Annotated in this window: 20 protein-coding genes and 1 tRNA gene; 16 read left to right on the top strand and 5 right to left on the bottom strand. The window is 62.7% G+C overall.

Annotated elements, in window-relative coordinates; all coding sequences use genetic code 11:
* Positions 1 to 104 precede the first annotated feature (104 nt).
* Positions 105 to 1,028 carry a class I SAM-dependent methyltransferase gene (locus tag IVB13_RS36060; RefSeq protein ID WP_247492274.1) on the top strand — a complete coding sequence of 308 codons (924 nt, stop codon included), beginning with the start codon at positions 105 to 107 and terminating at the stop codon, positions 1,026 to 1,028.
* 172 nt (positions 1,029 to 1,200) lie between these two features.
* Here the strand turns inward: IVB13_RS36060 and IVB13_RS36055 are convergent, their stop codons facing one another.
* The 3 genes from IVB13_RS36055 to IVB13_RS36045 all read right to left on the bottom strand — a co-directional run bounded on the left by IVB13_RS36055 (position 1,201) and on the right by IVB13_RS36045 (position 3,772).
* Positions 1,201 to 2,709 carry a tetratricopeptide repeat protein gene (locus IVB13_RS36055; RefSeq protein WP_247492262.1) on the bottom strand — a complete coding sequence of 503 codons (1,509 nt, stop codon included), beginning with the start codon at positions 2,707 to 2,709 and terminating at the stop codon, positions 1,201 to 1,203.
* A gap of 221 nt (positions 2,710 to 2,930) precedes the next feature.
* A complete protein-coding gene (locus IVB13_RS36050; RefSeq protein WP_247492260.1) occupies positions 2,931 to 3,488 on the bottom strand; it encodes a hypothetical protein in 558 nt (185 codons plus the stop codon).
* Complete coding sequence (locus IVB13_RS36045; RefSeq protein WP_247492259.1) at positions 3,485 to 3,772, bottom strand: hypothetical protein; 288 nt, start codon at positions 3,770 to 3,772, stop codon at positions 3,485 to 3,487. The genes IVB13_RS36050 and IVB13_RS36045 overlap by 4 nt, the downstream gene beginning before the upstream one ends.
* Positions 3,773 to 3,794: 22 nt before the next feature.
* Between IVB13_RS36045 and IVB13_RS36040 the strand changes: the two genes are divergently transcribed.
* Positions 3,795 to 4,571, top strand: coding sequence for a hypothetical protein (locus IVB13_RS36040; RefSeq protein WP_247492256.1), 777 nt, complete (start codon positions 3,795 to 3,797; stop codon positions 4,569 to 4,571).
* A gap of 55 nt (positions 4,572 to 4,626) precedes the next feature.
* Here the strand turns inward: IVB13_RS36040 and IVB13_RS36035 are convergent.
* Positions 4,627 to 4,703, bottom strand: a tRNA-Arg gene (locus IVB13_RS36035).
* Between the two features lie 163 nt (positions 4,704 to 4,866).
* Positions 4,867 to 6,366 (bottom strand): HAMP domain-containing sensor histidine kinase, encoded by a 1,500-nt coding sequence (locus IVB13_RS36030; RefSeq protein ID WP_026232446.1) that lies wholly within the window; start codon positions 6,364 to 6,366, stop codon positions 4,867 to 4,869.
* 382 nt (positions 6,367 to 6,748) lie between these two features.
* On the opposite strand from IVB13_RS36030, the gene rpmH reads away from it, so the two are divergent.
* The 14 genes from rpmH (at position 6,749) to dapE (ending at position 18,132) form a co-directional block, all read left to right on the top strand.
* The gene (gene rpmH / locus IVB13_RS36025; protein WP_008542748.1) at positions 6,749 to 6,883 is read left to right on the top strand and encodes a 50S ribosomal protein L34; all 135 of its coding nucleotides are present in this window, start codon (positions 6,749 to 6,751) and stop codon (positions 6,881 to 6,883) included.
* A 27-nt stretch (positions 6,884 to 6,910) separates the two neighbouring features.
* Positions 6,911 to 7,324 carry a ribonuclease P protein component gene (gene rnpA / locus IVB13_RS36020; protein ID WP_018453036.1) on the top strand — a complete coding sequence of 138 codons (414 nt, stop codon included), beginning with the start codon at positions 6,911 to 6,913 and terminating at the stop codon, positions 7,322 to 7,324.
* 13 nt (positions 7,325 to 7,337) lie between these two features.
* Positions 7,338 to 9,185: a membrane protein insertase YidC gene (yidC, locus tag IVB13_RS36015; RefSeq protein WP_026232445.1), complete on the top strand. Its 1,848-nt coding sequence runs from the start codon at positions 7,338 to 7,340 to the stop codon at positions 9,183 to 9,185.
* 111 nt (positions 9,186 to 9,296) lie between these two features.
* The gene (yihA, locus tag IVB13_RS36010; protein ID WP_018453034.1) at positions 9,297 to 9,950 is read left to right on the top strand and encodes a ribosome biogenesis GTP-binding protein YihA/YsxC; all 654 of its coding nucleotides are present in this window, start codon (positions 9,297 to 9,299) and stop codon (positions 9,948 to 9,950) included.
* Positions 9,950 to 10,315, top strand: coding sequence for a DUF423 domain-containing protein (locus tag IVB13_RS36005; protein ID WP_018453033.1), 366 nt, complete (start codon positions 9,950 to 9,952; stop codon positions 10,313 to 10,315). The genes yihA and IVB13_RS36005 overlap by 1 nt, the downstream gene beginning before the upstream one ends.
* A 231-nt stretch (positions 10,316 to 10,546) precedes the next feature.
* The gene (argB, locus tag IVB13_RS36000; protein ID WP_007597683.1) at positions 10,547 to 11,434 is read left to right on the top strand and encodes an acetylglutamate kinase; all 888 of its coding nucleotides are present in this window, start codon (positions 10,547 to 10,549) and stop codon (positions 11,432 to 11,434) included.
* Between the two features lie 68 nt (positions 11,435 to 11,502).
* On the top strand, positions 11,503 to 12,489 hold the full coding sequence (locus IVB13_RS35995) for a DUF1036 domain-containing protein (RefSeq protein WP_018453032.1): 987 nt from the start codon (positions 11,503 to 11,505) through the stop codon (positions 12,487 to 12,489).
* Between the two features lie 202 nt (positions 12,490 to 12,691).
* Positions 12,692 to 13,384 (top strand): pyrimidine 5'-nucleotidase, encoded by a 693-nt coding sequence (locus IVB13_RS35990; protein ID WP_018453031.1) that lies wholly within the window; start codon positions 12,692 to 12,694, stop codon positions 13,382 to 13,384.
* 25 nt (positions 13,385 to 13,409) lie between these two features.
* A complete protein-coding gene (locus tag IVB13_RS35985) occupies positions 13,410 to 14,315 on the top strand; it encodes a LysR family transcriptional regulator (protein WP_018453030.1) in 906 nt (301 codons plus the stop codon).
* Positions 14,316 to 14,424: 109 nt separating this feature from the next.
* The gene (locus tag IVB13_RS35980) at positions 14,425 to 14,784 is read left to right on the top strand and encodes a carboxymuconolactone decarboxylase family protein (RefSeq protein WP_018453029.1); all 360 of its coding nucleotides are present in this window, start codon (positions 14,425 to 14,427) and stop codon (positions 14,782 to 14,784) included.
* Positions 14,785 to 14,788: 4 nt separating this feature from the next.
* Positions 14,789 to 15,244 carry a DUF302 domain-containing protein gene (locus IVB13_RS35975; protein ID WP_231189775.1) on the top strand — a complete coding sequence of 152 codons (456 nt, stop codon included), beginning with the start codon at positions 14,789 to 14,791 and terminating at the stop codon, positions 15,242 to 15,244.
* A 126-nt stretch (positions 15,245 to 15,370) separates the two neighbouring features.
* Complete coding sequence (gene dapD, locus IVB13_RS35970; RefSeq protein WP_026232441.1) at positions 15,371 to 16,216, top strand: 2,3,4,5-tetrahydropyridine-2,6-dicarboxylate N-succinyltransferase; 846 nt, start codon at positions 15,371 to 15,373, stop codon at positions 16,214 to 16,216.
* Positions 16,217 to 16,318: 102 nt separating this feature from the next.
* On the top strand, positions 16,319 to 16,969 hold the full coding sequence (locus IVB13_RS35965) for a DUF805 domain-containing protein (protein ID WP_018453026.1): 651 nt from the start codon (positions 16,319 to 16,321) through the stop codon (positions 16,967 to 16,969).
* Positions 16,966 to 18,132, top strand: coding sequence for a succinyl-diaminopimelate desuccinylase (dapE, locus tag IVB13_RS35960; RefSeq protein ID WP_018453025.1), 1,167 nt, complete (start codon positions 16,966 to 16,968; stop codon positions 18,130 to 18,132). Before IVB13_RS35965 ends, dapE begins: the two co-directional genes overlap by 4 nt.
* Positions 18,133 to 18,169: the final 37 nt, after the last annotated feature.

Raw genomic sequence — 18,169 nt, 5'->3', positions numbered from 1 at the left:
CGAAGTCCCCCGTGCCGAATCAACTTGGCACCAGGGAATCAGAACTCGCTAATTAGGTACAGACCCTAGTACCCAGCGAGACAAGCCGTCCAGGAAGGATCGGGATGATAGAGTCATTGCCCAGCCGCACCGCACTCGCAACGTCCCTGATGAGAGCGCTGCATTCGCGGTTCGACCCGTCTCCCCTTTTCGACGATCCCTGGGGCGATCGACTCGTTCCCGAAGCTGAACGCGAAAGGATGAGTGAGCGGGTATTGGCCCGCATGGATAAGGACGCGCGTGCCCGCGCCCCACGGGGACCCGGTTCAGTGTTGGACGACTTCCTGCTGACTAATACTGCACTGCCAGGAGTGGTAATCCGCTCTCGCTATGCGGAGGACGCGCTGCGCGAGGCGACAATTAGGGGCATAAGTCAGTATGTCCTTATCGGCGCCGGGTTGGATAGCTTCGTGCTTCGCCGCCCTGCTTTTTCCGACGCCCTGACGATCTTCGAGATAGACCATCCGGCGACGCAAACGATGAAGATCCAGCGTATTAAAGAATGCGGCATATCGCTTCCGCCGTCGGTGCATTTCATCGCTGCCGACCTCACGAACGACGATTTGGTGTCTGCTTTGGCTTGCTCTTGCTTCCAGAAAGACAAGAAAGCATTCTTCTCGTGGCTCGGCGTTTCGGTGTACCTGACACGCCAAGCCAATCTGGCAACCTTGCGTGCAGTGGCAACTTGCGGTGCTCCGGGAAGCGAACTTGTATTCACCTATATGGACCAAGCCGAGTTCGCCCAGAACACATCGCAATCACCACACAACGAGAATGCTAACCTGGTAGCGCAGACCGGCGAACCTTGGATTTCGGGATTCTATCCGGATGACATCGTCAACGATTTCGCCTGTGTTGGACTTGAGCTGGTTGAAGATCTAGACGGAAAGGCAATGTGGGAACGCTATCGGCGAGCAAGCACCACACTCGGACAGCCCCCCGCCAGCTTGCACATAGCCCTGGCGCGAGTGGGTAAGGGACATTGGTGAATGCCGTCGAGCGCGGCACGGATGTCGGTTTTGGGGACGGGCGCTTGTTGAGTTAAGGCTGCTCGGCGTCTGAACCACCAGCGACAGCGGACGTCACCGCGGCTCGAGTGCTTTTCGGCTCAGGGCCAGAGAACACTCTGCTGGTAAGCAAGCAACGAAGATCCTGGTGATCTCATTGCTCGCGGACGCCAGCCTTTCTAAGTCCATCAAGGATGCTGTCGTACTCACGGCGAAACTGCGCATTGCTCGAACGTGCGTAGCCTATTTGACGGAACCATTGGACCGTGAAGTCCGGCAAGATTGCATCCAGTTCGGTCGTCACTTGGGAGGTCATTTCAAGTTGGCCGGTGGCTCCATAAGCTGAAATCAGATCCACATACGGCATCCAGTATAATTTGTTCAGATTGATCGAGCGCCTGCATTCCTCAATGGCCTCGTTGTATTGCTGCACATGGGCGTGAGCATGGCACAGGAAGAAATGCCAGGTGCTACGCGCCGGATCTTTGGGACTTAGGCGTAAAGCAATCTGAACTGGGTCGAAGGATTCGTGCGCGCGTCCCGCTGTGACAAGTGCAATTCCTTTTGTTGCGTATGCAAGCGGCGAATTTGGGTCGGCTTCCAAAGCGGCGTCGAATTCAGATAACGCTCCCTTGGGATCTCCATAGAGTAAAATGTTTCCTTTGGTTATGTGCGCATTCGCGCTCGTCGGCCGCTTTGAAAGAACTTTATCAATTAAGCTGGTGGCGATCTTTTTGTCTTCCGTCACGGCAGTTGACCAGCCGCTGAGTATGCCGCTCGCTATGCACCACGCTTTACCGAGCATCGCATCAACGTGGTCCGGATCGAGATGCAGCGCGGCCTCAAACAAGTCCTTTGCCTCGGTGATCGTTACGTTGCTCTGAGGTCCATAGACTTTTGCCCACCCGCGCATCGTGAAATCCACGGCATCTGGATTCGCGGGCTGGTCCATCAAACTGCGACGACTTTCGGCTTGGATGAGTTCAACGTTGAGAGAGCGGGCAAGCCGCGCCGTCACCTGGTCCTGCAGGGCGGCAAGATTCATCCGATCGCCGTCAAAACGATCCGACCAGACGTCACGACCGGTCGAAAGGTCTGCAAGCGACACGTTCATCCGGACCCGATCTCCAGCCCGTTGCACGGCGCCCTGCACCGCCCATCGGATACCAAGGTCCTTGCCGAGCGTCTTGAGATCGACCTGCTTATTCCTATAGGTGAAAGCCGTCCCGCGTCCGATCACGAATGTATCGGGCATTTGCGCGAGGTCGGTCGTCAGATCGGTCGTAATGCCGTCGGCGAAATAGTCCTGCTCTGCATCGTTGTTGAGGTTTGCGAATGGCAGGACAACGAGAGACAAACGGGGAGCAATGTCGGGCCGGGCCGTAGCCTCTTTCTGCGTTTTCTGGCTTTCCGGAAAGACGTCTGTGCGTAGCGTCTTCCAAACAGTCCAGTAGCCGACGAGGCCACCCGCGATAGCACCCACGGCCGCAATTGAGGCGAGCGCGCCGCCGATCAACTGCAATCGTGCCCGCAAGCGGATCCTTAAGCTCCGATCAGATGGCGGCTTCCCCGGTCGCTCCTCATCGGGTTCTGCTTCGTCCGGCTGCCTATTGTCGGATGGCGGCTTGCCAGATGGATCGTTGGAGACCTCCCAGTTTGTCACAGCTGCCTCCCACCCTGGCCATACGTCCGGATTTTTAACCGTAGCAGAATTGCACGACTTCAGGTTGGGTCAGGGCCTATGACTCATTCGCGTTCTTTTAAGTTGCCGCTCGACAACTGCCTAATGCTGGGTTTGCGATTGCCGACGACCCGTGCAACACGGACGTTACGTGGGCTGCGACGCGATCGTTTGAAGTACCTGTCTGAGAGCTGCGGGAGCGGTTATCCGAGCAGGATTTTGATCATTTGGATGCAGCCATACGCGCGCCTGACGCGCTGTTCTTCCCCCGGCGAGATCGGCTCCTTCCAGTTGCGGTAGCAGGTCCTGAAATACTTTGCGCTAAGCGCATCGATGCGACGCTGTCCGATCGTCCCGCGGACGATCTTCAGCCAGTCGCGATATGAGCTTTGGGTGTTCTGCTGCACGTCTGCAAATCCGCTCTCGGGATCGGATTCGTACATGAGGCAGAGGCTCCCGATGGTGCCGTTGAACTTCGGCCTCAGGCGCTCCTTGTCGTCGTTGCCCTTCTCGAGCCAGCGCATGAGACAATCGTGTTCGCGCTGGCAAACCTGCTCGATCGTTTCTTTCGACGCCGGATCCGAGAGATCAACATGGATGCGAACGGTCGCGGGACGATAGTCGGCACACTCAGGGGTTTCATCCTTCGCCCAGTAGAGCTGGATGTTGCCCCTTCGCCTGACTTGCTTGAGGCCCGGCGCGTAGAGTTCCATGACCTCGCCGGCGATCCGCACCTTGGCGGCTCGATTGCGTTTGGTCATGGGCCGAACCTATCTGGACCATCTTCTGGATAGTCGGCTTCCAGACCGCCGGTGCCTTCGCGGTTATCGATGAATTTCAGTACGGCGGGCACATAATAGAGGTGCCGAATGGAAGGGCGCGCCGATGGCATACCGTCCCGTTCGAGCACGCGGCGGACTTCCCGCCAGTGGTCCGCGTACTCGCCGAGCACGACATGCGCCACGAGCTGATCGTCGGCATAGAGCGGCGTCGGGATGATCACCCCTCGCCGTCCGAGCGCACGATATTCCAAGCCTTTCGCCATCATTCTTTCCAGTGGACCAAATATGGCACTGAAAATTCACTGGCACAATAGGTCCACAGAAGTTATAGGCTGTTGGTTAACGACCGATTCGGGGGCCTCCGTGGTCAGCTCAAGGGAACTGGCGGATGTCGTGGGGGACGCTCTCGGCATCTCCCGAGCGAGCGCCCAACTGCATCTGAAGACGATCCGAGCAGGGGGCCAAATCCTGTTCGCAGGATATGGACGTGCTGCCGCCGAAATGACTTCGCTCGAAGCGGCTCGATTGGTCTTGGCTTGTGCCGGAAGCACCTTCGCCAAAGATTCGATGGAGGTCCTGAAACGTTTCGCTCACTTAAGACCAGCGGGCAGCAAGAAGTCTTCGATTAGTCTGGAGCAGTTTCTGTCCGGGAGGATCGCGGAGCTTCCGATGTACGTGCAGCCGGAACAGCGGGAGCGCGGCCTCGGAAGATCGTTCGGATCGCGTCGGCTCGCTCAGACTGCACTGCAGCTATACGAGCCGATCGGAGAAAAGGTGGAAGAACTGCCGCGCTTTGCGGTGGTAAGGTGGCTCGAGGAGAAGGGGCACTCCAAATTGAAAATTTTCGGACCCGCGATGCGCCTGGTCGCGCGAGGACGACATTCCGCAAATGCACCTGAAGATGAAGACGACCTGCCTGGAGCGGGCGAGTTTCACCACGTACTCGGTCAGTATTCCGACCATACTCTTTTTCAGGTGCGTGCGGTCGCAAGGACCGCCCTGATCGAGATCGGCGCGGCGCTGAAAGGAGCGACGGCCGATTACGGTAACGAGACTGGGTAACACTCGGTAACGCCGTTGGGGCGCGGCGGGAAAAATCAATGAAAACAGAGGTAAATGGCGCGCCCGGAACGATTCGAACGTCCGACCCTCAGATTCGTAGTCTGATGCTCTATCCAGCTGAGCTACGGGCGCGTTTTTCGCTGACATTGCGGGCGTGGCCCGCAGGCAGCCCCCGGCGACGCCGGAGGGGTGCGAAAGAGCGCCCTGACTAACCGCTCTTGCCCCAATTGGCAAGGTCCGGATTGAGGTGATTTTGCTGGGAAATGACGGTTTCCGCACTCAGCCGCCGGCCGACCTACGCCCGCGCCCGCTCGTTGCGGACGGAGAGCAGTTCCACGGGGCGGTCGGGGATGACGATCCGGAAGGTGGCACCGATGGTGCCTTCGACCAGATGGATGTCGCCGCCATGGGCGCGGACCAGCTCGGCGGCGATGGCAAGGCCGAGGCCGCTGCCGCCGGGGCGGCCGGAGGTCTGGAACGCCTCGAACAGGTGTTCGCGAGTCTTCTGCGGCACGCCAGGGCCGGTATCGGAGACCTCGAGGATGGCGACCGCGCCCTCGCGTTTTCCCGTGATCCGGATCTGCTGCGCGCCGCCCTCGGCGGACGCATGGCTTTCCAGCGCTTGGGCGGCGTTGCGGACGAGGTTGAGCAGCACGCGGAAGAGCTGGTCGGGATCGGCATCGACCGCGAGCCCGCGCTCGATTGCGGCGACCCAGGAGATCGAGGCGTCGGAGGCAAGGCCAGCGGTCTCGCGCACCTCAAGCACCACCGGCTCGATCATGATCATGCGCCGGTCGGGCGCGGCTTCCTGGGCGCGGCCGTAAGACAAGGTCGACTGACAGAAGGCGATGGCGCGCTCGAGCGAGCGGACGAGTTTTGGCGCAAAGCGCTGCACCCGCGGATCCGGCACGCTGGCGAGCTGGTCCGACAGGAGTTGTGCCGAGGCCAGCAGATTGCGCAGGTCGTGATTGATCTTGGAGACGGCGAGGCCGAGGGCGGCGAGCCGGCTCTTCTGATGCAGCATCGACATCAGGTCGCGCTGCATGTCCGACAATTCACGCTCGGCAACGCCGATCTCGTCGCTGCGCTGGCTCGGCACGATGATCCCCGCCGAACTCTCGGGATTTTCGTGGAAGCCGACCAGGCTCGCGGTCAGCCGCCGCATCGGGCGCACGAAGAGATAATGCATGGCGAGATAGACGAGGCCCGCGGTCAACACAGCGATGATCAGCGCGACCACCACGACGTTGCGGGAGAAGCGGTACATCGACTGCCGCAGCGGCAGCTCGTCGGTGACGATCTCCATGAACTGGGCGTTGCCGACGCCGGGCCCGACGATCCGGATGGCCTGGTTGCCGGTCTCCAGCATCATCCGGAACGAGCCGGTGATCGCCTCCCACGCCGTCATGTCGCGCAGGTCGATGTCGTGCTCGATCGCGGCGGGCAGATTGTCGCTGGCGAGCAGACGGCGCTGCTGGCCCATCTTGATGGCGACGGCGCGCGCATTGATGCTTTTCAGGATCTCGCGCGAGAGCGAATCGGGGACCATGCCGAGCGGCGCCGCATCGAGCACCAGCGCCGCCGTGTTGGCCGCGGCGACGCGGTCGTTGAGCCGGTTGACCCAGAAGTTGGCGATGGCCGGCACGTAGAGCAGGATGGCCGCGATCATCACCAGGGGGACGGTGAGCAGCAGCAGCTTGCCGGACAGCCCAAGTCCGCGCGTCCCACGCGGCAGCGCCGCCGGCGGGTCCCGCTGATCCCCATCCTGGATCGGCTGGAGGTCTGTCGCTGCCACGAAATTCGCCCTCGCTGCCTTTACCGGGTTGAAGATTTGGCTGGTGAAGGGTTTGGCGCGTACGAAGATGCGGCCCGCCCCCAGCGCGGTCAAATTACAGATCGTCAATCTGCCAAGGTCGGATGTAAGCGCAGATTTGGCGAGTCGCTACCTCAAGGGTTAAAAACCCCGCACAAACAGCGATATTCGCCGGAATTGAGCTCTTGTGCGGCGTTGACGAAAAGAAGGCGCTCGCTTATAAGCCGCGCAATTGTCCGCGATGACCCGGTGTGACCGCCGGGAGCGGCTCTCTTGGGGCCGAAAAAGGCCCGTTTTGGGCAGCATCTTCCGGACTTTATCATCAATTCTACAGGCAAATTGCCCGGTCAGCGGAGAAAAACCCGTGAAGCGGACTTATCAACCCAGCAAACTGGTGCGCAAGCGCCGTCACGGCTTCCGTGCCCGTCTCGCCACGGCCGGCGGCCGAAAGGTGCTCGCCGCCCGCCGCGCTCGCGGCCGCAAGCGTCTGAGCGCCTGAGCCGGACCCCCTTTTTGGGATTTCATCATGGATCGGCTGAGGCAGCGAGCGGATTTCCTCGCCGTTGCCAATGGCGCGCGGGTGAATAGCCCCGCGTTCGTCCTGCAAAGCCGCGGTCGCGACGATAGCGGCCCAATCCGGATCGGCTTCACCGTCACCAAAAAGAACGGCAACGCCCCCGAGCGCAATCGCATCCGGCGCCGGCTTCGCGAACTGGTGAAGCGGCTCGATCCGGTGTCGATGCAGCCCCATCATGATTATGTGCTGGTCGGCCGAAGGGACGCGCTCTCGCGCGGCTTCGCCACCATGCTCGACGATCTGCGCATAGCGTTCGCGAAGCCCGCGCGGCATACGCACAAGGGACGCGGCTCAAAAAGCAGCCCAACAACCGACGGCTTAAAGCCCGGCCCCGCTCCTGCGACCAGCCGCAAACCGGATTGATGACGAGAGAATGATGACCGACAACCGCAATACCATCCTCGCCGTCATTCTGTCGGGCTTCGTGCTGATCGCCTGGCAATATTTCTACAACATGCCGGCGATGGAGAAGCAGCGCGCCCAGCAACAGGCGCAGGCCGAGCTGCAGAAGACCACGCCGCAGCCGACGGCTTCCGCTACGCCGGGCGCCACGCCGCAGGCCGGCAGCACGGCCCAGCCGTCGACGCCGAGCGCGAACCAGCAAGCCCAGCCGGTTCAAAGCCGTGACACCGCCATTGCTGCCAGCCCGCGCGTGAAGATCGAGACGCCGCGGATCGCCGGCAGCATCTCGCTGAAGGGCGGACGCATCGACGATGTCGCGCTGGTGCAATTCCGCGAAACGGTCGATCCGAAGTCACCGCCGATTATTCTGTATTCGCCCTCGGGGACCGCGGAGCCGTATTACGCCGAGTTCGGCTGGGTACCGGCGACGGGCGTGACGGCGAAACTGCCGGACGCGCAGACCGTCTGGCAGCAGGACGGCAGCGGCAGCCTGACGCCGACGACCCCGGTGCTGCTGAAATGGGACAATGGCGAGGGCCTCAACTTCCGTCGCACCATCTCGGTCGACGACCACTACCTCTTTACCGTCAAGGACGAGGTGAGCAATGTCGGCAACGCGCCGGTCACGCTCTATCCGTTCGCACTGATCTCGCGCCACGGCACGCCGCAGGTCTCCGGCTACTACATCCTGCATGAAGGCCTGATCGGCTATCTCGATGGCTTGCAGGAATACGCCTACAAGAAAATCGACGAAGCCAGGACGGTGAACTTCAAGGCCACCAATGGCTGGCTCGGCATGACCGACAAATACTGGGCCTCGGCGCTGCTGCCGGACACCAGTGCGCAGATTCAGGCGCGCTTCTCGTCGAATCCGAGTGGCAACGTCCACACCTACCAGACCGATTATCTGCTCGATCCGGTCACCGTCGCGATCGGCGGCTCCGCGACCGCGAACGCGCGGCTGTTCGCCGGCGCCAAGGAAGCCAGCGTTGTCGGCATCAACTTCCCGCTCGCCGGCCATGGCGGCTACAACAAGGAACTCGGCCTCAACCATTTCGATCTGTTGATCGACTGGGGCTGGTTCTACTTCATCACCAAGCCGATGTTCCTCGGCCTCGACTTCTTCTACCGCTTCTTCGGCAATTTCGGCATCTCGATCCTGCTCGTGACCGTGATCGTGAAGCTCCTGTTCTTCCCGCTGGCGAACAAGTCCTACGCCTCGATGGCGAAGATGAAGTCGGTCCAACCGCAGCTTCAGGCGCTGAAGGAGCGCTACCCTGACGACAAGGTGAAGCAGCAGCAGGAGATGATGGAGATCTACCGCAAGGAGAAGATCAATCCGGTCGCCGGCTGTCTTCCCGTGGTGATCCAGATCCCGGTGTTCTTCTCGCTGTACAAGGTGCTGTTCGTCACCATCGAGATGCGGCACGCGCCGTTCTTCGGCTGGATCAAGGATCTTTCCGCGCCGGACCCGACCAACCTGTTCACTCTGTTCGGGCTGATCCCGTTCGATCCGACCACCATTCCCGTGTTCGGCCACTACCTCGCGCTCGGCATCTGGCCGATCATCATGGGCATCACGATGTGGTTCCAGATGAAGCTGAATCCGACGCCGCCGGATCCGACGCAGCAGATGATCTTCAACTGGATGCCGCTGATCTTCACCTTCATGCTGGCGGGCTTCCCGGCGGGCCTCGTGATCTACTGGGCCTGGAACAACACGCTCTCGGTGCTTCAGCAGAGCTTCATCATGCGCCGCAACGGCGTGAAGGTGGAGCTGTTCGACAATCTCAAGGCGACGTTCGCGAAGAAGGCGACGTAGCGGTCGTCATTGCGAGGCAAAGCGACGAAGCAATCCAGAGTCCCTTCGCGGATGCATTTTTGGATTACTTCGCTTCGCTCGCAATGACGCGGACAAACAGAAAGCCTTCGCATGACCGACGACAAAGATGCGAAGCTGATCGAGGTCGGGCGAAAGCTGTTCACGCGCGACTGGCAGTTCATCTGGGCCTCGCCCTCGACTGAAACGCTGCCGCCGATGGCGGGGCTGGAGATCGCTTTTGCCGGCCGCTCCAATGTCGGCAAGTCCAGCCTGATCAACGCGCTGACCGGCCGCAACGCGCTCGCGCGCACCTCGCATACGCCGGGCCGCACCCAGGAGCTGATCTTCTTCGAGGTCCCCGGGAAAAGTGACCTGCGCCTGGTCGACATGCCCGGCTATGGCTATGCCAAGGCACCGAAGAGCCAGGTCGCGTCCTGGACCGAGCTGATCCACAAATTCCTGCTCGGACGCGCGAGCCTCGCGCGCGTCTACGTGCTGGTCGACGCGCGGCACGGCCTCAAGGACGTCGATCTCGAAGTCCTGAAGACACTCGATCGCTCCGCGGTCAGCTACCAGCTGGTTCTGACCAAGGCCGACCAGATCAAGGCCGCCGAGCTTCAATCGCGCATCGTCGAGACCGAGGCCGCGCTCGCCAAGCGTCCGGCCGCGTTCCCGAACGTGCTCGCGACCTCGTCGCGGAGCGCAACCGGCATGGCCGAGCTGCGCGCCGCGATCGCCAAGCTGCTGGAAGAGCGCACCTCGTAATGGCGGCGTTCCGCCTGTTGATCGGGCTTGCCGGTATGATGGGCGCCGCCGGCGTCGCGCTGGCCGCCGCTTCCGCGCATGGCGGCGATGCGAGCCGGCTCGCCGCCGCAAGCGCCATGCTGCTGTTTCATGCAACCGCCATACTCGCGACCGTCGCCCTGCTCGGGCGCGGCCTTCTGCACGGCGGAATTGGCATCATCGCCGCGTCCGGCTTCGCAGCCGGCGCCGCGCTGTTCGCGGGCGACCTCACCTTGCGGCAATATGCCGGCCATTCGCTGTTTCCATATGCGGCGCCGACGGGTGGATCGGTGATGATCTTGAGCTGGCTGGCAGTGACGCTCGCGGCGGTGGTGGGAAAGAAATAGTGGCTCTTTGTTCCTTCTCCCCTTGCGGGAGAAGATGGCGCGAAGCGCCGGATGAGGGGTTCTCTCCACGAACTCACTATTGCGCGCGCGGAGAGAACCCCTCACCCGTCTCGCCGCTATCGCGGCGATCCACCCTCTCCCGCAAGGGGAGAGGGGAAGAACATCACTTTGCGCCCCGCCCGCCAATCGGATAGAACGCGGCCCGAGTATCCCGCCAGCGAGATCCGCCTCATGACCGAAATCTCCCCGCTCGACCAGGCCCGCATCCTGTCCGAAGCGCTGCCGCACATGCAGCAGTATGACGAGGAAACCATCGTCATCAAGTATGGCGGCCATGCCATGGGGGACGAGGAGACCGCGAAGAATTTTGCCCGCGACATCGTGCTGCTCGAGCAGACCGCGATCAATCCGGTGGTGGTGCATGGCGGCGGCCCGCAGATCGCGACCATGCTCAAGCGCCTCGGCATCGTCTCGGAATTCGCAGCCGGCCTGCGCATCACCGATGCCGCCACCATCGAGATCGTCGAGATGGTGCTCGCCGGCTCCGTCAACAAGCAGATCGTCGGCTACATCAACGAGGCCGGCGGCAAGGCCGTGGGGCTCTCTGGCAAGGACGCCAATATGGTGAAGGCGTCCAAGACGACGCGCACCATCATGGATCCGGACTCGCACATCGAGAAGGCGGTCGATCTCGGCTTCGTCGGCGATCCCGAGAAAGTCGATCTCACGCTGCTCAACCAGCTGATCGGCTACGAGCTGATCCCCGTGCTCGCGCCGCTCGCGACCTCGAAAGAGGGGCAGACGCTGAACGTCAACGCCGACACTTTCGCAGGTGCCGTGGCCGGCGCGCTGAAGGCAAAGCGGCTGCTGCTGCTCACCGACGTGCCGGGCGTGCTCGACAAGTCCAAGAAGCTGATCCCGCAGCTCTCGGTCAAGGACGCGCGAAAGCTGATCGCGGACGGCACCATATCGGGCGGCATGATCCCGAAGGTCGAGACCTGCATCTACGCGCTCGAACAGGGCGTGGAGGGCGTCGTCATCATCGACGGCAAGATGCAGCACGCGGTGCTGCTCGAGCTCTTCACCAATACCGGCACGGGCACGCTGATCCACAAGTGAGAGAAGAGCGGACAGGAACAGTGCTGGGAGAGCGGCGGCCTCGCCGCTCCGTCCTGACGCGCTTCCTGATGACGCTCCCTGCCGCAGCCATCTCGTTCGTGTTCTCCTCCGCACCGGCCTTCGCCGACCTGAAAATCTGCAACCGCATGTCCTATGTCGTCGAGGCCGCGATCGGCATCGACGACAAGGCGGCGACCGCGACGCGCGGCTGGTTCAGGATCGACCCCGCCACCTGCCGCGTGGTGGTGCAGGGCACGCTCTCCGCCGACCGCATCCTGCTCAACGCCCGCGCGCTCGGCGTCTACGGCGCATCCCCGATCCCGCAGAACGGCAGCGACACGCTGTGCGTCGCGCAGGACAATTTCGTCATCGCGGCAGCGCGGCAGTGCCGCAGCGGCCAGACCCAAGCCGCCTTCACCCAGATCACCCCGACCCAAGGCGCGGACGGCAATTTCGTCGCCTATCTCGCCGAGGACTCCGAGTATGACGACGAGCAGGCCCGCCTCGCCGGCATCCAGCGGCTTTTGGTGATCGCAGGTTACGACGCCGCGCCGATCGACGGCGTCGACGGGCCGAAGACGCAAGGCGCGCTGGCCGCTTTCCTGAAGAGCCGCGGATTGTCGTCCGACATCCTGTCGTCGCCGAACTTCTTCAAGACCATGGTCGATGCCGTGCAGACGCCGTCTGCGACAGGCCTCACCTGGTGCAACGACACCGCGCACAAGGTGATGGCGGCGGTCGCCACCGACGACGGCAAATCGGTGACGAGCCGTGGCTGGTATCGCATCGACCCCAAGACCTGCCTGCACCCTGATGTGAGCGGCCAGCCGAAGCAGATATTCAGCTTCGCGGAAGCCATCGACGCCGATAACCGAATCGTCAAGCTGAAGGACAAGCCGCTGAACTGGGGCGGCGACAAGCAGCTTTGCACGCGCGAGACCAAGTTCGAGACCAACGAGCAGACCGACTGCGGCGCGCGCGGTTTCGCGGCCACGGGCTTTAGCGCGGTGGACATGTCGAGCGGCGGCAAGACGCTGCGGTTTGCAATGCCGTGACGGGTGCTGTTGTGATGGTACCGGTGCCACGCACGCCGCTGTCGTCCTGGCGAAAGCCAGGACCCATTACCCCAGGATTGGATTTGGCGAAGAACGACGACCGCAGTGTCCCAATGATCGGTCACGGCGTATGGGTCCTGGCTTTCGCCAGGACGACGATTGAGGGTGGGGCGCCGCCGCGGTCAACGGATAGAGAGTGAAAATGACCTCCTCCCGCGCCTTTGCCCATATCGACACCTGGGTGTTCGACCTCGACAACACGCTCTATCCGCACCACGTCAATCTGTGGCAGCAGGTCGATGCGCGGATCACCGAGTTCGTTTGCAACTGGCTCAATCTGACACCGGTGGAAGCGCGCAAGATCCAGAAGGATTATTACCAGCGCTTCGGCACCACCATGCGTGGCATGATGACCCTGCATGGTGTACGCGCCGACGACTATCTCGCCTATGTCCACAAGATCGACCATTCCCCGCTGGAGCCGAACCCGGCCCTGGGCGAGGCCATTGCAAAACTGCCGGGACGAAAGCTGATCCTGACCAACGGCTCGGTCGATCATGTCGATGCGGTGCTGGCGCGACTCGGCTTTGCCACGCATTTCGACGGCGTGTTCGACATCATCGCCGCCGAATTCGAGCCGAAGCCGGCGCCACAGACCTACCGGAAGTTTCTCGCCGACCATTCGGTCGATCCGACCCGCGCAGCGATGTTCGAGGACCTCGCCCGCAACCTCACCGTTCCGCACGAGCTCGGCATGACCACGATACTCGTGGTGTCGGACGGCACCAAGCAAGTGGTGCGTGAAGATTGGGAACTGGCGGGCCGTGATGCGGCCCATGTCGACCACGTCACCGACGATCTGACTGGGTTTCTGCAGTCGCTCGCGATCGGCTGACCCCCGCAGCAACGCAGGAGCGACCGTGCCTCAGAAGCCGACAGACTTGGCTGCGATCGAATGGGAAGACCTGCGCTACTTCCTGCACCTGGCTCGCGAAAAAAGCCTCTCGGGTGCCGCACGAAAGCTGGGCACCACGCAACCGACAATGAGCCGGCGCCTCGAACTGTTCGAAAGCAAGCTCGGTGCGATCCTGTTCGACCGCCTTCCGTCCGGCCTTCGGCTCTCCGACACCGGACGGCAGATTCTCGATTATGCCGAGAGGATGGAGGACGCAGCACTGGCGGCGCAGCGGATCGCAGTCGGCAGCAGCGCTGGACTGACCGGAACGGTGCGCGTGACCTCGCCCGAATGGCTCGGGGCACGGATCCTCTCGCCTTTGCTGGCGAAGTTCTGCGCGGCGCATCCGACCGTCACCGTCGAGCTGGTTACTGACGCCGAGGCCCTGAGCCTCACGTGGCGGGAGATAGATGTCGCCCTACGCTTCGGGCGCTTCCAGCAGGACGGACTGATGCAGCGGAAGATCGGCAGCATTCCGTTCCAGCTTTATGCTGCTGCTGCCTATCTCAAGGCAAAGGGACCGCCCGATTTTTCGGACGGTGGCGCCGACGCTGCGCTCATTACAATGAACGCGGCGCTCGCCGAAAGCGTTGCGGAGACGAAGTGGCTGCGTCGCTATTTGCCGCAGGCACATGTTGGATTCTGCAGCAATAGCCGCGATGGTCAGGCCGCTGCGGCCGCCGCCGGCGCGGGGCTGGTTTGCTTGCCGACTCGGCTGGCCTCGGCCTATCCCGCGCTTCGTTCGATCAAGACGCCGGCGCCCGTCCCGAGCCGCGAGCTGTGGCTGGGATTTCATCGCGACACCGGCAAGGTCCGGCGGGTTCGCGCCGTGGTGGACTTCATCGCGGGAGAATTCCGTCAATTCGCCTGACGCTTCGGCAAGCTGTATAGCGGCCATACGCCCATAGCTGATGGCTCCCGCGAGACCGCACGTCTATCTCTCGAGCTCGGCAACAACCCGCCGTTCGAGGAGAGAGACAATGATGATGGATTGGAGCGCCTATCGGAGCGACTTGCTGGCGCGGATCGGCGACATTGGTGCCCTAAGCCCGGCGACGCTGAAGGGCTATCGCGAACTTGGCGCGGCTGGCCCCCAGACAGGAAAGCTGGACGGAAAGACGCGCGAGTTGATCGCGCTGGCGGCGGCCGTGACCGCCCGCTGCGACGGGTGTATTGCGGTTCACGCCGCCGCCGCCGCACGTTTCGGCGCGAGCCGTGAGGAGCTCGCCGAGGCCCTCGGCGTGGCGATTGCGATCGGTGCGGGGGCGTCGTTGGTCTACTCGGCACGGACGCTCGAAGCGTTCGATGCGAGCCGGGCACCGAAGCCGGGCGAAGGCTGATCCGATGACGCAAACACCGCAACCTGTGGCCTTCTCCGGATGCGGTTCGGCCGCAAGCTCGTTTCAACGGTCGGTCACCTCTTCGTTGACCGTCGAAGAGGTGGTCACCCGCTTGAAGCAGGGAATCATTGCGGCAGACCTCTGGATCCTGCACGAGATCGACCCGCAAATGCTGCTCAGTCGTGGCGGCTTCGCCATCGGCCCCGCGCGTCAGGTCCTGTTTTTCCACCCACGCCTGATGTCGCGGCTGCTGACCGCCGATAGCGCGGCGCTGCTCGAGGCCCCCCTGAAGTTCGCCGTGATCGGCTTTCCAGACGGTCAAGCCGAACTGCGATGGCTTGATCCGGCTATGGCCTTCGCGCGCTACCGTTCACCGGCATTGACCGAACTCGGAAATGAGCTCGCCGGCCTCTGCGAGGGTATCGTGAACGGCATCGATCTCGCGGGCACATCAAAATAGCCGCCGGCCATGTCCCGGGCGCGTCCGAACGCGCCGGGACATGGCCGACTGCGTTCTTGACTCTCTCGCTCCAAGTCCCGAAAAAGCGATCCAAATTCCCCGCAAATGCTGCTCAAGGATCGCCAAATGTCCCTGTCCGTCCTCGAATCCACCATCAACGGCGCCTTCGAGGCGCGCGACGGCGTCTCGACCTCGACCAGGGGCGAGGTCCGCGAGGCCGTGGATCACGCGCTGGAGATTCTGGACAAGGGTGAGGCCCGCGTTGCCGAGCGCGGGGCCGACGGCAAGTGGAAGGTCAATCAATGGCTGAAGAAGGCGGTGCTGCTCTCGTTCCGCCTCAACGACATGGGCGCCATTTCCGGCGGCCCCGGCAAGGCGGCCTGGTGGGACAAGGTGCCCTCGAAGTTCGACGGCTGGGGCGAGAACCGCTTTCGGGATGCCGGTTTCCGTGCCGTCCCCGGCTCCATCGTGCGCCGCTCCGCCTTCATCGCCCGCAACGTCGTGCTGATGCCGTCCTTCGTCAATCTCGGCGCCTACGTCGATGAATCCACCATGATCGACACCTGGTCGACCGTCGGCTCCTGCGCGCAGATCGGCAAGCGCGTGCACATCTCCGGCGGCGTCGGCATCGGCGGCGTGCTCGAGCCGCTGCAGGCCGAGCCCGTGATCATCGAGGACGATTGCTTTATCGGCGCGCGCTCCGAGGTCGCCGAGGGCGTGATCGTGCGCAAGGGCGCGGTGCTGTCGATGGGCGTGTTCCTGGGGGCGTCGACCAAGATCGTCGATCGCGAGACCGGCGAGATCTTCATCGGCGAGGTGCCGGAATATTCGGTCGTCGTTCCCGGCGCGCTGCCCGGCAAGCCCATGAAGAACGGCCAGATCGGCCCGAGCACCGCCTGCGCCGTCATCGTCAAGCGCGTCGACGAGCGCACGCGCTCCAAAACCAGCATCAACGAGCTGCTGCGGGATTGATTCGCGGCACCAGCTGCCGTACGACACCGAGGGTCCATCGAACCCGCCCTCCCCCCATCGCGACCAACATCCGGGCGACCTTTCCCGCCCGGAGCCTTTGGAATGGACTGGATCTGGTATCTCTTCCGCTTCGACGGCCGCATCAACCGCGCGCTGCTGTGGCAGGCGCTGCTGCTCGTCATGATGCTGGCCTGCATGCTCGGGATGATCGACCAGGCCATCAAGGTGCTGAACGGGGCGGCAACTTTCGCCTTCAACTTCAAGGTCGACTTCGATTTCGGTGTCGACGACATCTTCAACGTGGTCGATCCCAGGGCCTATCGTCAGCTGGCTACGGCCGATCGCGCGACCCTCATCCTCAAAGTGTTCGGCACTTTGCTATTCCTGTGGATCTATCTCGCAACCGCGACCAAGCGGCTGCACGATCGCGACCGGAGCGGCTGGTGGCTGGTTCCGTTCTTCGTCGTGCCTGCGTTGTTCGACCAGTTCTCGGACCTGCTGCCCACCAATTCAAACTGGGTTCTTGCCGTCGCCTGGGCCGTGCACATTCCGTGGTTTTGGGGCCTCGTGGAAATGTTCATTGTGCCCGGCACCTCGGGCGACAACCGGTTCGGCCCCGATCCACTGGCCGTCCTTGAAGATGGCTCCGCGCCCGCACCTTCGACGAAAAGCTGGGACCAGCAGAGCGAGATCGAATTTGTCCCGCCCAGTGCTAGCCCACCCGGCGGCATGCATGTTAAGCGGGGCGCATGACCGATGCTCTCTCGATTGCCCGCGATCTCATCCGCTGCCCCTCGGTAACCCCCGCCGATGCCGGTGCACTGGGCGTGCTCGAAAAAGCCCTCAATGCGGCAGGCTTCACATGCCACCGCGTGACTTTCAGCGAGCCCGGCACCGCCGACGTCGACAATCTCTTTGCGCGGATCGGCACTGACGGGCCGCACATCACCTTTGCCGGCCACACCGACGTGGTACCGCCGGGCGACGAGAGCGCCTGGAGCGTCGGCGCGTTCTCGGGCGAGGTGAAGGACGGCTTTCTGCACGGCCGCGGCGCGGTCGACATGAAAGGCGGCATCGCCTGTTCGGTCGCCGCGGTGCTGGAGCATCTGGCCGCGAACGACGGCAAGCCGCGCAGCGACGGCAAAGGTTCGATCTCCTTCCTGATCACCGGCGACGAGGAAGACGTCTCCATCAATGGCACCATCAAGCTGCTGCAGTGGGCGGCCGAGCGCGGCGAAAAATTCGACCATTGCGTGCTCGGCGAGCCCTCCAATGTCGAGACCCTCGGCGACACCATCAAGGTCGGCCGCCGCGGCTCGCAATCCGGCACGCTGTATGTCGACGGCGTGCAGGGCCATGTCGCCTATCCGCACCGCGCCGCCAATCCGGTGCCTGATATCGCGCGGCTGATCGTGGCCATCTCGGACGAGCCGCTCGACCATGGTAGCGCGCAGTTCCAGGCCTCCAACCTCGAATTCACCTCGGTCGACGTCGGCAACACCGCCAACAACGTCATCCCGGGACAAGCGCGCGCAAAATTCAACATCCGCTACAACGACAACCACACTCAGGCGAGCCTGCGCGAGCTGGTCGAGATGCGGCTGACAAAAGCCTGCGGCAACCGCATTCGCGCCCGCATCGTCTGGGAGCCCTCGAACTCGAACGTGTTCGTGACCAAGCCCGGCCCGTTCACCGATCTCGCGGTGTCCGCGATCGAAGAAGTGACGGGCCGCAAGCCGGAGCTGTCGACCTCAGGCGGCACCTCGGACGCGCGCTTCATCTCAAGCTATTGCCCGGTGATCGAATTCGGCCTGGTCGGCCAGACCATGCACCAAATCGACGAACGCGTGCCGGTCAGGGACCTGGAGCGGTTGACCAAGGTGTATCGCGGGATTTTGGCGAGGTATTTTGGGTAGGCTCTTCCGCCTGCCCACTCCGCTGTCATCGCCCGAC

Origin of the sequence: Bradyrhizobium sp. 17 (genome assembly GCF_023073515.1) — a bacterium.
Lineage (GTDB): Bacteria > Pseudomonadota > Alphaproteobacteria > Rhizobiales > Xanthobacteraceae > Bradyrhizobium > Bradyrhizobium canariense_D.
Note: the sequence above shows the minus strand (reverse complement) of the source record. Positions and strands in the feature narration are given on the sequence as shown.